Source organism: Streptomyces sp. BF23-19 (assembly GCF_041106355.1).
Classification (GTDB): domain Bacteria; phylum Actinomycetota; class Actinomycetes; order Streptomycetales; family Streptomycetaceae; genus Streptomyces; species Streptomyces virginiae_A.
The window spans coordinates 180,251-193,643 of sequence record NZ_JBGBPT010000003.1 but is presented as its reverse complement, the minus strand read 5'-3'; the positions used below and the strand labels follow the sequence as shown (position 1 = coordinate 193,643).

Below are 13,393 nucleotides of genomic sequence, written 5' to 3'. Positions count from 1 at the left end.
GTAGCCGCCCGACCGTCGCGGCGCCCTCGCGATGCCGACCGTAGGACACTCCCATGCCCCGATCCGCCCTGCCCGGCCTGCTCCGTGATCCTGACTTCGGGCGCCTGTTCGCCGCCACCGCGCTCGGCCAACTCGGCGATCGCATCACGTTCCTGGCGCTGCCCTTGGTCGCCGTCACGGCGCTGCGTGCCGATGCGTTCCAGGTCGGCCTGCTGGCGGCGATGACCTCGGTCGGCTCGCTCCTCGTCGGGCTGCCGGCGGGTGCGTGGGTGGACCGTATGCGCAAGCGTTCGGTGATGATCAGCACGGATCTCGTCCGGGCGACGGCCCTCGCCACGGTACCGGTGCTCTGGTGGGCCGACCGCCTCACCGTCCTGGGGCTCTACGCGATCGCCCTGATCCATGGAGTGCTGACCGTCTTCTTCGACGTCGCGTACGTCAGCTATCTCCCGCACCTGGTGGGACGCGGCCGTCTGGTGGAAGGCAACGCGAAGCTGTCCGCGGTGCGCTCGGCGACGAGTATCGGTGGGCCGGCGCTGGCAGGACCCCTCGTCGGCCTGGTGGGAGCGCCCGTGACGCTGCTGGCGAGTGCGGCCGGACTGGCCGCGTCGGGGTTGTTCGCGCTCACCATCCGCACGCGCGAACGGAAGCCGGAGCCCGGTGATCGCCCGCGACTGGGTCGGGAGATCGCGGAAGGCCTGACGTTCACCCTGCGGCACCCCGCACTCCGTGCCATCGCGCTCGGGGACGCCCTCTTCAACCTCTCGCTGGCCGTGTACCTGAGCATGTTGCCGGTATTTCTGGAGAGAGAGGTGGGACTGCGGCCCTTCGGGATCGGTCTGATTCTGTCGGGAATGGGTTGTGGTGCCTTGGTGGGCGCGTTGCTGGCGAAGACGCTCTCGGAGCGGCTCGGGCACGGTTCCGTCATCTGGCTCGCGTCGCTGGTCACCTGCCCGTCGACCGTCCTGATGCCGATGGCGCGACCGGGCTGGAGCGTGTACGTGGCCGCGATCGGGCTCGCGGCGCTCTCGCTGGGCGGAGTCGTCCGTTTCGTGGCTCGGTCGAGCGTGCAGCAGGCCCTGACACCGGATCGGCTGCTGGGCCGGATGAGCGCGACGAGTCGGTTCGTGTCCTGGGGTGGTATTCCTGTCGGCGGGCTCCTGGGCGGAGCCTCGGGCTCGGTGTGCGGAGCGGCGGGAGCCTTGTGGATCGGGGCGGTCGGCATGACGCTGAGCGTTCTGCCCACCTTCCTGTCGCCGCTGCGGGCCATGCGCACACCGCCCCCGCAGGCGTTTCCGTCACGGGCGGATCGTCCGCGAGGAGGCGCGGCGGATCGCGTCCAGGGTGTGTGACACGTCCTCGTCGGTCGTGGACCAGTTGCTCACCGAGATGCGCATGACGCGGCGGCCGTGCCAGGTGGAGCCACTGATCCAGGCCGCCCCCTCGTCGAGGAGGCGGGCCAGCACCCGGTCGGTGCGTTCGTCGTCGCCGAACTCGGCGCAGACCTGGGTGAAGACCACGTCGTTCAGGACGGTCGCGCCGTCGATGGCGTCGATGCCGGTGGCGAAGGCGCGGGCGTGTCGGCACAGCCGGTCGACGAGGTCGGCCACGCCCGCGCGGCCGAGGGACCGGAGGGCGGCCCATACGGTGAAGGCGCGGCCGCGGCGGGAGAGTTCGGGGACCTTGTCGATGGGGTCGCCGTGTTCGTGCTGGATCAGGTAATCGCCCTGCAGGCCCATGGCCGACCGGAGTGCGGCGGGATCGCCGACGACGGCGAGGCCGCAGTCGTAGGGGACGTTCAGGGTCTTGTGGGCGTCCGTGGCCCAGGAGTCCGCCCGGGCGCAGCCGTCGGTGAGGTGGGCGTGGGTCGGGGAGGCGGCCGCCCACAGGCCGAAGGCGCCGTCCACGTGCACCCACGCGTCGGCCTCGCGGGCGGCACGGATCGTCTCGGGGAAGGGGTCGAAGGCCCCGGAGTGGATGTCGCCGGCCTGCAGGATCACGATCGTCGGGACGGAGCCGGGGCCGACACCGGGGCCGCGGGCCGCAAGGGTGTGGCGCAGGGCCTCGGCGTCGATGCGTCCTTGCGCGTCCGCCTCGACGAGTTCGGGCCGGCCGAGCCCGAGGTAGCGCAGGGCCAGGTCGATGGCCATATGGCGGTCCTGGCCCGCGATGACGCGCACGGGCGGACCGCCGGCGAGTCCGTCGTGGGCCACGCTCCAGCCGGCGCGCCGCAGCACCGTGTCGCGCCCGGCGGCGAGGCAGGTGAAGTTCGCCATGGTGGCGCCGGTGGTGAAGCCGACGGCGCTGTCGGGCGGGAGGCCGAGCAGGTCGAGCAGCCAGGCGCCGGCGATCTCCTCCACCGCCGTGTACGCGGGCGAGACCGCGCGCATCACGCAGTTCTGGTCCCAGGCGCTGACGAGCCAGTCGGTCGCGAGCGCGGCCGGCTCGGTGCCGCCGACCACGAACCCGTAGAAGCGGCCGCTGGGAAAGGCGGTGAGCCCCGGCTCGCAGGCCGTGGCCAGCAGGTCGACGACGTCGGCGGGCGTGCTCGGCGCGTCGGGCAGCTCTGCTCCGAGCGCGCGCACGATCTCGTCGACCGAGGCGCGGGCGGGAACCGGGCGGTCGGACAGGCTGGCCAGCCAGCGGACGGCATGGCCGTGCGCCTGTCGGAGCGCCGCCTCGCGCGCGTCCATACCTCGGACTATGGGACAGACTCCGCCCGCCCGCAAGCGGCGGGCCGGCGGGCAACGGGGAGCGGGGTGCGGGGTCAGTGGATGACGCTGAAGCTGCGCCAGGGCAGACTCACCGGGGCCGTCACGTTGGAGAGGGTGGTGGCCACGTAGATCCCGGGGGCCTTGTCGGACTTCTGGCAGTCCGGCGTCCGGTACAGGACGATGTCGACCAGGGTGTTGTTCTCGACGTGCGTGGCACCCTTCGGGATGCCGATCTTGTGGCAGCCGACGACCAGCGTGTTGGAGTAGCTCAGCTCGACCGGCGAGTCGTGCCCGCGGAAGGTCAGCATGCCGACGGTGCTGCGGCCCAGGCCCGAGCAGGCGCTGGCCGTCAGCAACAGTGCTGCGACGCCCACGATGGTGCTGATACGTCGGCTGTGGGACATGGGCTCGGTCCTCGTCTGTGCGGTGGTGACGGTCCTTGTCCACAGCCTGACCCGGTGGGGCGCGGCCGTCCTCCGTTGCTCGGCCGACCGGATGACGCGCACGCGCCGGGACCGTCACGTGCGCCTACAGGCTCAGTGCGTCCTCCGCGTTGTTCATCCAGGCGGTCACGGAGTTCTTGGTGGGCGAGACGTAGAAGCCGGGGGTGGACGCCTTCAGCGGTGTCTGCGCCAGGTCGGACTCGGTGTTCATGGTCAGCGCGATCGAGTTGACGGTCTTGCCCTTGCCGTCGTTGGCGCCACCCATGAGCCCGGCGTAGGCCGACTGGCCCGGCTCCAGCCGCAGCGCGTCCTCGATGCCGGGGGCCGCACCCCGCTCCGTGGCCTGGCCGTCCAGATCGCCGAAGGTGACGATCGGGTGCCCGAGCGCCCGGCACGCCTTGGTGCCCTTGTTGGTGATCTTCAGCAGGTAGCTGCTGGTCGTGGGCTCGGCCAAACTGGCGGTGAACGTCACGTCGAACGTGCTGCAGGGGAAGACGTCGTAGTCGGGGTCGGTCGAGCCCGACTTCGGCGGCTTCGTGGGGGTGGCGGTCTTCTTCGGCGCGCCGGACTTCGACGGAGTCGCGCTCGGGGTGGCGGTCGCGCTCCCGCTCGGGCTCACGGTCGGGCTCGCGCTCGGTGTCCCGGGCCCGCCCGCCGCGCCGTCCTCGGTGGGTCCACAGGCCGTCAGGGCCAGTGCGGATACGGCGGCGAGAGCGATGGCTGCCTTGCGTACGGTGCTCATGATGGTGGTCCCCCCTGGGGAAAGCGCGCGGAACGCGCCGGGCTGGGCCGGGCTGGCTGAGCACCAGCGTCCCGTAGAAGCTTCACAGCTTGGTGACGGTGTGTCGTCGGATCGACCACGGTTGCGAACGCGGCCTGATCGGCAACAGACCCGCCGTGACCCGGTGGACCTTTCCGGCCACAGCACTAGCATCTGGGCCCATGGGGATACCGGAGGAGAACGGCCGTGCGGGCGCGTGGCGGGTCACGGTGCGGGCACATGGGCGCAGGGCCGGTCTGCCTCCGGACGGTGCGGCCCGTCCCGTGGGCCGGCCGCTCGCCCGGCGGCAGGACCTGCGGATCCACGGCACCCCCGGGAAGATCAGCTGCGTGGACGACTCGGGCCGTACCCGCTGGACCGCGCTCTGTTCCGGCGTTCCCAACGCCGCCCACATCTCCGGCGGGCGGGTCCTCGTCACGACGGACTCGCTCGCGTACACGCCTTGGGGAAACCTCGGCCCGGCCCTGCTCCTCGACCTGGCGGACGGCAGCCGGATCGCCGAACTGCGCGGCGCACGCGGCGCGGCGCTGGGTGGCGGCCGGTTCGTCCTCGGTCTGGAGGGCTACGACGTCTTCGACACCTGGGCCTACGACCGTGACGGCACCCTGTACGACTCCTGGCGCAGTTACGGCCACTACGTGGTCGGGACCGGGATCCGCGTCGTGGAGACCGACCGGAACATCCCCACCAGCAGCCGGGTGGTTCGGCTGCTGCCCGGTGGCACCGTCGAACGCGGACCGGCCCTCAGCGACCCGCAGACCCCGGAGCCGCTCGTCCTCGCGGACGGCACCGTCCTGGTGCTCGACGCCGGAGTGCTGCGCGCCGTCGGGCGCCGGCTGGAGGACGAGGTGCTCGCCGAGCTGCTGGCCATCGACCCCGAGGAAGCCTGGCGTCACCACGGCACGCTGCGTCGCTCCGGTGACGAGGTCACCGTGACCATTACCGAACGACACCCCGACCGGCCCGCCGAACACACCTACCGGACCTGGACGGTGACCCTCCATCCGGGTGGATGAGCCCGCGCGGGTCGGGTGGCGGCGGGTCCGGCGGCCCTTGGCCCGGCCGGGAAGCCGTCAGTTCGCCACGACGGTCAGGACGGCCGAGACGACGGTGACCGCGGACGCGGCCACCATCCAGTTCCGTGCCCGGCCCGACAGGACAGCGATCCCGTCGGCGTCGGCGTCGTCCTCCTCCTCGGATTCCTCTTCCGGCTCCCGCCGGCGCGGACACGACCCGCAGGCCGGATCGTGGACCAGTGTGTCGAGCCAGACGACACCGTCGAGCGGCGCCCGAGCGAACAGCATCCCGTCAGATTCCATAACCGGACAACGCCATGATCCGCATCAGGCCACTGCCGGAGACCGGACCGAGGCCCAACCGTTGCCGACCAGCCGATCGGACAATGCGGTGAGCGCACCGGAGCGCCCGGTGCGCGCCCGGATCACCGGCCGCGGCGGTTGTCGTAGATGGTGAGGCAGAGTTCCTTCATCGCGGTCTCCGCCCGCTTGGGGTCCGCGCCCTGGTCGATGGCTTCGAGGGCGGCGGCCGCCGAGCTCTGGACCGGGTACGGCAGGCCCTCGTAGGCGGAGATCCGGTAGGCCATGGTGCGGCGGGCCTTCCGCTCGGCCTCGCTCACCCCGTCGGGGGTGAGCGGGAAGACGGCCGCCTGGTAGGTCGCGATGCAGACGAGCGCGGCGTCGGCGAGGCCTTCGGCGTAGCCGTCGGCCGGGACGCTCTCGCGGTCGGGCTGGAACAGGGCGAGGACCTGCCGGCGGGAGAAGTACGACCCCAGCCCGGCGCCGACGCCGGCCACGGCCGCGAAGACCACGGCCATCAGCCGCCCGGCGAGGAGCAGGCCGAGGCAGGCTCCGGCGACCGTGCCGCAGGTCACCAGGACGAAGGTGATCATCAGGTGGATGCGCGAGCCGAGCGGGGACTTCATGGCAGCAGTATGCACAGGGCCCTCGGCGCGGGAGGAACCCGGCGGGCCGCCCCGCGCCCGGTTGTCAGGCGCGGCGGTCGGCGGCGTCGAAGCGGGCCAGGGTCAGGGCTCCGGCGTGCAGGCACTCCTCCAGTGCGCGGAACGTCGCCCGGTCCAGGCCGCCCAGTGCCTGCGCCACCTCCTCGGTGGCGTCGCGGGCGATCTCGCCGGCCAGCTCTCCCGGCGGCGTACGGGGTCCCAGCTTGCTCACGGCCGATGCGGCCCGGGCCGGGGTGAGCAGGCCGGTGCCGTGGGCGAGCAGCCAACCCGGGACTCCCGCCGCGCCTTCGGTCGGCGCCTGGTAGGGGCGCGAGCCGTCGAACCGCTCGTCCTCGGCGAAGGCGGGCTGCTTGAACTTGGCCATGGGTCGCCCGGGTTCGCGGGATCCGTCGGCGGGTTTGACGACGAGGCCCTCGGCGAGGTTGTCGGGCAGCGCGGGCAGGCCCAGCAGTCCGGGCAGCCGGGTGGGGAAGACCGTCGGCAGCTCCTGGAGGCGTGCGAGCGGGCCTTCGCCGAGCAGCGGAACGCAGAGCAGCCCGGCCTCGGCGGCCGCCGCGCGCAGCGTTCGGTCCCCGACCCAGCGCGGACCGTCGTCGTCGGTGACGGTGGCGTCGAAGGGGAGCCAGAGGAGTTCGGGCGCGTACCAGACGCCGGTCTGCACCGGATCGACTCCGGGCGCCGCGGGTACGTCGGGGTGGGGGTAGCGGCCGCCGGCGAGTTCGCCGTAGACGGTGACGACCGCGGAGGCCGGGGCTCCGGTCTCCTCGCGCAGGCTCTGCGCGCAGCGGGTCGCGGCCACCGCCAGCGCGGGCCAGATCCTGCCGACGCCGAAGAAGTCGTCCAGCCCGCCGTCCGCGAGCAGTTCGCGGCGCTTGGCGGGGTGCGCGCCCGACGTGTCGCACACGACGGCGAAGTTGGCGCCGTGGATCTTCTCGTGGGCGACCCAGTTCCGCCCGCGTGCCTCGCCCAGCCGGGTGTTCGAGGGGATCTTCGGGTACGGGGTCAAGGGGCGGGTTTCGGGGTGCACCGGATGATCGTAGCGAGCACGTCCGCGAAGATCCCGGGTTTGTTTCCTGCCTGCGAGACACCCCCATAGGGTGGCCCGGAAAGATCCACATCCTGATGCGGGGGTATCCGGGCATGTTCGCTGTGATCTATCGGTGGCGGCTCCGTCCGGGCATGGAGCGGCGGTTCACCGAGGGCTGGCACCGGGTGACGGCGGCCATCCACGCCCGGTGCGGCAGTTACGGGTCCCGGCTGCACCGGGCGGACGACGGTACCTGGGTGGCGTATGCCCGCTGGCCCGACGAGGAGTCGCGGGAACGCTGTGCGGCGCCCGACCCGGTAGGGGTCGCGATGATGGTGGAGGCGATCGCGGAGCGTCTGCCGGAGATCAGGATGGAGATCGTCGACGACATGCTGGCGGAACCGGACCAGGTACCGGGCACGGCGCCCGGGCGGTGTCCGGGCCTGGAGTGAACCCTTTGATCATCGGGGAGTCGGCCCCTAGCATCCGTCCCATGCCTACCAACGAAGAGATCATCGAACGCGCCCTGCACCGGATCAACGCGGGCTACGTCTTCCCGGACAAGGCCGTCGTCATCGAGGCCGGGATCCGGAGCCGGCTCGCGGCGGGTGCGTACGAGGGCCTGGACGGGCCGGCGCTCTGCGAGGCCGTGACGGCTCACCTTCAGGAGGTGTGCCCGGACAAGCACATGCGTCTGCTGTGGACGGACGAGCCGCAGTCGCTGGACCCGGTGGACGAGGACGGCGGGCAGGCCGCCTTCTCGGCGCTGCTCCGGACCGAGAACCAGGGGATCCGGCGCGTCGAGCGGCTGGAAGGGAACATCGGGTTCATAGAGCTCCGGCTGATCGCGGGCGCCATCGAGGGCGCGAGCGCGATCGGCGCGGCGATGCAGCTGGTCGCGCACAGCTCCGCCCTCGTGCTGGACCTGCGGGGCTGCCGCGGCGGGCAGCCGGAAGGGGCCGCGATGTGGTGCAGCTACTTCTTCCCCGACGACCAGGTGCACCTGAACGACATCTACGACCGGGTCTCGGACAGCACCCGGCAGTACTGGACGACCTCGCACCTTCCCGCTCCCCGCTATCTGGACCGGCCGGTCCACATCCTCACCAGCGGGGACACCTTCTCCGGGGGCGAGGACGTGGCGTACACCCTGCAGGCGCGGGGGCGGGCCGTCGTGGTGGGTGAGACGACGCGGGGCGGCGCCCATCCGACGGCCCGGCACGCGGTCGACGAGCACATTCTCGTGACGGTGCCGACGGCCCGGACGATCAACACCGTCACGGGCGGCAACTGGGAGGGCGTGGGGGTCGTTCCCGACGTCCCCGTACCGGCGCAGCAGGCGCTGGAGACCGCGCTCAAGGCCGTCCAGCCGGGCGTCTGACCCGCACCTCCTCGGACGGGGTTCAGGTTCGGACGCAGTTCAGATGGGGTCCACGTCCAGGAAGGCCGCGAGGGCGGCCTCCGTGCCGCCGGCGCCGCCGGGCAGGGCCAGTTCCGCCCAGATGACCTTGCCCTCGGGCGTGTAGCGGGTGCCCCAGTGCTCGCTGAGCTGCGCGACAAGGAACAGGCCGCGTCCGCCCTCGTCCGTGGTGGCGGCGTAGCGCAGGTGGGGGGCGGTGCTGCTGCCGTCCCACACCTCGCAGGTCAGGTTGTGGTCGTGGAGCAGGCGCACCCGTACGGGCCCGCTGCCGTGCCGCAGGGCGTTGGTGATCAGCTCGCTGAGGATCAGTTCCGCGGCGAAGCCGAGGTCGGTCAGGCCCCACTCGTCGAGTTTCTTGGCCGCGGCGTTGCGCGTGGCTCCGACGGCGCTCGGCTGGAACGGTACGTCCCACTGGGCCACCCGGTCCGGGCCGAGCGTCCGGGTCCGTGCGATGAGCAGGGCCACGTCGTCGGTGGGCCGGGGCGGCAGCAGCATGTCGAGCACGGCCCGGCAGCTCTCGTGCGGGTCCCGGTCGGGGTGGCTGAGCGCGACCCGCAGCAGTTCCAGCCCTTCGCTGATGTCCCTGGTCCGCTCCTCGATCAGTCCGTCCGTGTAGAGCACGAGCTGGCTGCCTTCCGCGAGGTCCAGCTCCGCGGTCTCGAAGGGCATGCCACCCAGCCCCAGCGGGGGTCCGGCCGGCAGCTCCACGATCTCCGTCGTGCCGTCGGGGGCGACCACCAGGGGCGGCAGGTGGCCTGCCCGTGCCATGGTGCAGCGCTGGGACACCGGGTCGTAGACGGCGTACAGGCAGGTCGCGCCCAGCACGCCGCCGTTCGCCTCGTCGCCCTCCCCGTCGTGGTCGATGCGTTGTACGAGGTCGTCCAGGCGGGCCAGGATCTCGTCGGGCGGCAGGTCGAGGGAGGAGAAGTTGTGCACGGCCGTACGCAGGCGCCCCATGGTGGCGGCGGCGTGCAGGCCGTGCCCGACGACGTCTCCCACGACCAGCGCGACGCGGCAGCCCGCCAGCGGGATCACGTCGAACCAGTCCCCGCCGACCCCGGACTGCGCGGGGAGGTAGAAGTGCGCCACGTCCATGGCGCTCTGCTCGGGCAGGGCGCGCGGCAGCAGGCTGCGCTGGAGGGTCACGGCGAGGGCGTGTTCCCGGGTGTAGCGGCGTGCGTTGTCCATGCTGACCGCCGCACGGGCGACGAGTTCCTCGGCCAGGGACAGCTCGTCCTCGTCGAAGGGTTCCTGTTTCTGCGAGCGCCAGAAGTTGACCACGCCGAGGACGACGCCCCGGGCCATGAGCGGGGCCGCGATGAGCGAGTGGATGCCGTAGTCCACGATGGCCTGGGCGCGCGGCGGGTCCTGGGCCTGCCAGCCCGGCGCGTCGGCCAGGTGGGGCACCAGCTCGGCCCGGCCGGTGCCGTAGCCGCGCGCCTGGGGGGTGGACGGCAGGAAGTCGATCAGCCGGCCGACGGGGTAGAGGGGATGGTCGGAGCGGATGCCGCTGACGGCGGTGCGCCGCATGTCGGAGCCCGCGCGGGGCTCCTCGCCGTCGATGACCTGGTCCGCCAGGTCGACGGTGACGAAGTCCGCGAAACGGGGGACGGCCACGGCGGCGAGTTCCTCGGCCGTCCGCACCACGTCGAGGCTGGTACCGATGTCGCCGCCCGCGTCGTACAGCAGCTTGAGGCGCCTGCGGGCCGTCTCCGCCCGGGTGGTCAGGACCTGCATCTCGGTGGAGTCGCGGATGGTGATGGCGGCGCCTTCCGGCCGACCCCGGGGGTGGGTGGGCCGCTGGTTGACGACGAGCAGCCGGTCGCCGCTCTCCAGGACCTCGTCGGTGGCCTCGCGGCCGGAGAGCAGCAGGTCCGCCATCCGGCGGTCCAGGCCCGGTACGTCGGCGATCTCGCGCCCGTCGGCGTCCTCGGGCAGCCCGAGCAGGCGCTTGGCCTCGTCGTTCGCCAGCAGGAGCCGGCCTTCGCCGTCGGTGATCAGCACCCCTTCGCGGACGGCGTGGAGCACCGCGTCGTGGTGCTCGTACATGCGGGTCATCTCCTGGGTGCCGAGCCCGTGGGTCTGGCGGCGCAGGCGTCTGCTGATGAGCGCCGTACCCACGGTGGCGAGGGCCAGGCCGGTGGCGATGGCCAGGAGGATGACGGGGAGCTGGCGGTCGACGACGCCGGTGACGTTCTTGACGGTGAGGCCCGCCGAGACCAGCGCGACGACCTTTCCGTCGGACGCGGTGACGGGCACCACCGCCTGGATCTCCTTGCCGAGCGGCCCGTCGACGCTCTCGGTGTGGACCTGGCCGTTGAGGGAGGGCTCGATGGTGCCGACGAAGCGTTTCCCGATGCGGTCCGGCTGGGGGTGGCTGTACCGGATGCCGTTGGTGTCCATCACCACGATGAAGTCCACGCCGGCGGCCTTGCGCGTGGTCTCGGCGAGAGGTTGGAGCGTCGCGGACGGGTCGGACGTCTTCAGGGTGTCCTGGAGGCCCAGGGAGTGGGCGAAGGTCTGGGCGACGGACACCGAGCGGTTGCGTGCCTCGCGTTCGGTGTCGTGCCGCGACTGGAGGACCAGGGCCAGCAGGGCCCCGGCCGCGAGCAACACCACGATCGCCACCTGGAGGATGAATACCTGTCCGGCGACGCTCTTCTTCCGGCTGCCTAGAGGTGACCGCACCGACGTGCCCGGCACGGGTGGCGAGGAATGGTCACGAACCCAGTTGTAGCACTTCCGGGCGCCCGCGGCCCCCGGCATGCACGGTATGCGCCCGGAATGTCACGCCTGGTCCCCCGATGGTGTCAGTCGGCGTGGCGCTGAGCCGCGGTCCGGACACCGTCGGCGGCCGCGGCGGACGGGGTCTGCGAGGGCTGCGGAGCCTGCGGGGTGGCGCCCGGGGTGGCCCCCGGAGAGGCCTCCTGCGCGCCTTCCGGGGCGCCTTCCGGGGTGCAGGTGACCTCGTCGCGCGGCGTGTAGTGGGTCTTGAAGTCCTCGTGCTCGACTTCCTTGCCGCCCTGCACGAAGGTCCGGCCGACCGTGACGTCGAAGCCCTCCAGCGGGGTCTGGACCTCGCAGGTCTCACCACTGCCGGTCCGCTTCCCGGGCGGCGTGATGTCGGTGCGCGGCCCCTTGGTCGCCCGTATCTCGTCGTACTTCTTCGTCCCGAGGAAGGAGATCGTCAGCGAGGTGTCGGTGGACGTGGCCTGGATGTAGAGCGGGTGGCCGGAGTCGTTGAGCCAGCGCAGGTCGAGGGTGCCCCAGGCGACGGTGGCCTCGCGGCCCTCGGGGTAGCGCTCGATGTAGAAGGAGTGCGCGCCGTGCTCGACGGGCTTGACGCCCGCGAAGAACGCGGCGTTGTACATGGTGGTGGCGACCGCCGAGACACCGCCGCCGGGCGATTTCACGTACTGGCCGTCGTTGATCATGATGCCGTCGACGAAGCCGTTCTCGGGGGTGCGCTCGCCGACCGTGCGGTTGAAGCTCCACTCCTGGCCCGGCATGACGACGGAGCCGTTGATGAGCTGGACGGCGCGGCCGATGTTGGTGGTGCGGTACGGGGCGGCCGGGAACTCCACGGTGAAGGAGGAGACCTTCTCCTTGATGCCGAGCCGCCGCGCCTCGTCGGCGGTGAGGTCCGGCTGGACCGCCACGGTGGCGACCTCGCCGCTACGGGCCGCACCCGAGCGGGTCAGCAGCGGCAGCACGGCCTGGCCGAGCGCCTCCTGGGTGACCTGGCGTCCCGCACGACCCTGGTCGGCGATCACCACGCGGCCGTCCGCGGCGAGGCCGGGAGCGGCGTTCCGGGGCGGGTGGGTGACCGCGTCGATCGTGGGCTCCACGGCGGGGTCCGCGAGCAGGCCCTTGGAGTCCAGGTCGGGCACGAGGCGGCCCTGTCCGTCGGCCCGCATCTTCAGGTGCTCGCCGAGGACGGCGGGGGTTATGGACATCCGCTCGCCGGCGACGGTGAGCGTGACGGGCGCGGACATCGCGGGCTCGGCGAACTGCCGCATGGCCCGTCCGGTCTCCTCGGCGCCGACGCGCGGCTCCGTGCGCGCGACCGGCAGGACGACGGGGCCCTTGTCCGGGCTCAGGTAGGCGTCGCGGAGGGTGCCGATGGCCTGGTCCTCGACGAGGGAGACGCCGGGGAGCGGGGCGACGGACTTCGCCGTACCGTGCTCGAACGCGATCACGCCGTCACGGACCCGCTGCTCGGTGGTCCTGCCGAGGCGGTCCACCGCGGCGCGGGCGGTCTGCTCGTTCATGGCGATCACGGGCGCCACCTCGTGGTTGCCCGAGGCGAAGAGGCTGCCGACCACGGCGACCGGATTCGATCCGGCCCGTACGGCGCGGTCGACGGTGGCTTCGGTGTCGAGGGAGAGCCCCAGCGCGGCGGGGTCGGCCTTCTCCACCCGGTCGCCGATCTTCACCGTGATCGGCGCCGCGGCGGCGGGTCCGAGCTCCCGGGTCAGCGTCCGGCGCGCCTCGGCCCGGCTCATGCCGCCGAGGTCCACCCCCAGGACCCGTGTGCCCTGGTCGATGTCGCCTCCGACCGCGAGGGCGGTTCCGTAGAGGCCGCCCAGCCCGAGTACGACGGCTCCCGCCACCGTCACCGGCAGAGCGATCCGTCGGTTGACGGTCCAGCTGCGCACGCGGCCCATATCTCTCCCGTGGCGCCCACCGGTTCCTCAGGTGGCGCGGGCCGCAAGGCGGCCATATACGACAATTACGGGAAATAATGATCCACGCTGGAGGAGCATTTTGGGGCCGAATGTAATCGTTGTCACGATTCCTGCCCTGGTGGCAGCGGCACAGGCGACCGCTCTCAACCCTGGGTCACGCCCGTACCTCCGGTGCCTTCCGTGCCGTCCGTACCGTCCGGGCCGGCGACGACGAAGACGTCGGACAGCGGAGCCGTGTCGGCGCCCGCGCTGATCAGCAGGTCGTACGTGCCCGGGGGCAGCACGCCGATCTCGACCTGCCGCCGCCGCCGGGCGACCGTGAGGTCGCGGGCGGCCACC

Annotated in this window: 12 protein-coding genes and 1 pseudogene; 4 read left to right on the top strand and 9 right to left on the bottom strand. The window is 72.3% G+C overall.

Going from position 1 to position 13,393, the window contains the following annotated elements; translation table 11 throughout:
- Positions 1–53: 53 nt before the first annotated feature.
- Positions 54–1,352, top strand: a complete 1,299-nt coding sequence (locus tag AB8A24_RS03260) for an MFS transporter (protein WP_369474595.1) — start codon at positions 54–56, stop codon at positions 1,350–1,352.
- Here AB8A24_RS03260 and AB8A24_RS03255 read toward each other — a convergent pair.
- The 3 genes from AB8A24_RS03255 to AB8A24_RS03245 all read right to left on the bottom strand — a co-directional run bounded on the left by AB8A24_RS03255 (position 1,299) and on the right by AB8A24_RS03245 (position 3,899).
- On the bottom strand, positions 1,299–2,693 hold the full coding sequence (locus tag AB8A24_RS03255; RefSeq protein WP_369474593.1) for an aspartate aminotransferase family protein: 1,395 nt from the start codon (positions 2,691–2,693) through the stop codon (positions 1,299–1,301). The two genes, AB8A24_RS03260 and AB8A24_RS03255, sit on opposite strands and share 54 nt — an antisense overlap.
- Positions 2,694–2,767: 74 nt before the next feature.
- On the bottom strand, positions 2,768–3,118 hold the full coding sequence (locus AB8A24_RS03250; RefSeq protein WP_266479642.1) for a hypothetical protein: 351 nt from the start codon (positions 3,116–3,118) through the stop codon (positions 2,768–2,770).
- A 124-nt stretch (positions 3,119–3,242) separates the two neighbouring features.
- Complete coding sequence (locus AB8A24_RS03245) at positions 3,243–3,899, bottom strand: DUF4232 domain-containing protein (RefSeq protein ID WP_328959890.1); 657 nt, start codon at positions 3,897–3,899, stop codon at positions 3,243–3,245.
- A 200-nt stretch (positions 3,900–4,099) separates the two neighbouring features.
- Between AB8A24_RS03245 and AB8A24_RS03240 the strand changes: the two genes are divergently transcribed.
- Entirely contained in the window at positions 4,100–4,954 is an 855-nt protein-coding gene (locus AB8A24_RS03240) for a hypothetical protein (protein WP_328959891.1), read from the top strand.
- 57 nt (positions 4,955–5,011) lie between these two features.
- Here AB8A24_RS03240 and AB8A24_RS03235 read toward each other — a convergent pair whose 3' ends face one another.
- From AB8A24_RS03235 to AB8A24_RS03225, 3 genes are all read right to left on the bottom strand, one after another.
- Positions 5,012–5,242 (bottom strand): hypothetical protein, encoded by a 231-nt coding sequence (locus AB8A24_RS03235; protein WP_328959892.1) that lies wholly within the window; start codon positions 5,240–5,242, stop codon positions 5,012–5,014.
- 137 nt (positions 5,243–5,379) lie between these two features.
- Positions 5,380–5,880: a hypothetical protein gene (locus tag AB8A24_RS03230; protein ID WP_328959893.1), complete on the bottom strand. Its 501-nt coding sequence runs from the start codon at positions 5,878–5,880 to the stop codon at positions 5,380–5,382.
- Between the two features lie 64 nt (positions 5,881–5,944).
- Positions 5,945–6,946 carry an RNA ligase family protein gene (locus AB8A24_RS03225; protein ID WP_369474592.1) on the bottom strand — a complete coding sequence of 334 codons (1,002 nt, stop codon included), beginning with the start codon at positions 6,944–6,946 and terminating at the stop codon, positions 5,945–5,947.
- A 113-nt stretch (positions 6,947–7,059) separates the two neighbouring features.
- Between AB8A24_RS03225 and AB8A24_RS03220 the strand changes: the two genes are divergently transcribed.
- Positions 7,060–7,398, top strand: a complete 339-nt coding sequence (locus tag AB8A24_RS03220) for a hypothetical protein (protein WP_328959895.1) — start codon at positions 7,060–7,062, stop codon at positions 7,396–7,398.
- Between the two features lie 41 nt (positions 7,399–7,439).
- Positions 7,440–8,327, top strand: coding sequence for a S41 family peptidase (locus AB8A24_RS03215; protein WP_328959896.1), 888 nt, complete (start codon positions 7,440–7,442; stop codon positions 8,325–8,327).
- Between the two features lie 39 nt (positions 8,328–8,366).
- Here the strand turns inward: AB8A24_RS03215 and AB8A24_RS03210 are convergent, their stop codons facing one another.
- The 3 genes and pseudogenes from AB8A24_RS03210 to AB8A24_RS03200 all read right to left on the bottom strand — a co-directional run.
- On the bottom strand, positions 8,367–10,994 hold the full coding sequence (locus AB8A24_RS03210) for a SpoIIE family protein phosphatase (protein ID WP_328959897.1): 2,628 nt from the start codon (positions 10,992–10,994) through the stop codon (positions 8,367–8,369).
- A 182-nt stretch (positions 10,995–11,176) separates the two neighbouring features.
- On the bottom strand, positions 11,177–13,024 hold the full coding sequence (locus AB8A24_RS03205; protein WP_369474590.1) for a VanW family protein: 1,848 nt from the start codon (positions 13,022–13,024) through the stop codon (positions 11,177–11,179).
- A 173-nt stretch (positions 13,025–13,197) separates the two neighbouring features.
- Positions 13,198–13,393 (bottom strand): annotated as a pseudogene (locus AB8A24_RS03200) (hypothetical protein); the annotation flags it as partial.

Coding starts and splice junctions, on each gene's coding strand:
- AB8A24_RS03260 (WP_369474595.1), top strand. CDS start 54: ATGCCCCGATCCGCCCTGCCCGGCCTGCTCCGTGATCCTGACTTCGGG.
- AB8A24_RS03255 (WP_369474593.1), bottom strand. CDS start 2,693: ATGGACGCGCGCGAGGCGGCGCTCCGACAGGCGCACGGCCATGCCGTC.
- AB8A24_RS03250 (WP_266479642.1), bottom strand. CDS start 3,118: ATGTCCCACAGCCGACGTATCAGCACCATCGTGGGCGTCGCAGCACTG.
- AB8A24_RS03245 (WP_328959890.1), bottom strand. CDS start 3,899: ATGAGCACCGTACGCAAGGCAGCCATCGCTCTCGCCGCCGTATCCGCA.
- AB8A24_RS03240 (WP_328959891.1), top strand. CDS start 4,100: ATGGGGATACCGGAGGAGAACGGCCGTGCGGGCGCGTGGCGGGTCACG.
- AB8A24_RS03235 (WP_328959892.1), bottom strand. CDS start 5,242: ATGCTGTTCGCTCGGGCGCCGCTCGACGGTGTCGTCTGGCTCGACACA.
- AB8A24_RS03230 (WP_328959893.1), bottom strand. CDS start 5,880: ATGAAGTCCCCGCTCGGCTCGCGCATCCACCTGATGATCACCTTCGTC.
- AB8A24_RS03220 (WP_328959895.1), top strand. CDS start 7,060: ATGTTCGCTGTGATCTATCGGTGGCGGCTCCGTCCGGGCATGGAGCGG.
- AB8A24_RS03215 (WP_328959896.1), top strand. CDS start 7,440: ATGCCTACCAACGAAGAGATCATCGAACGCGCCCTGCACCGGATCAAC.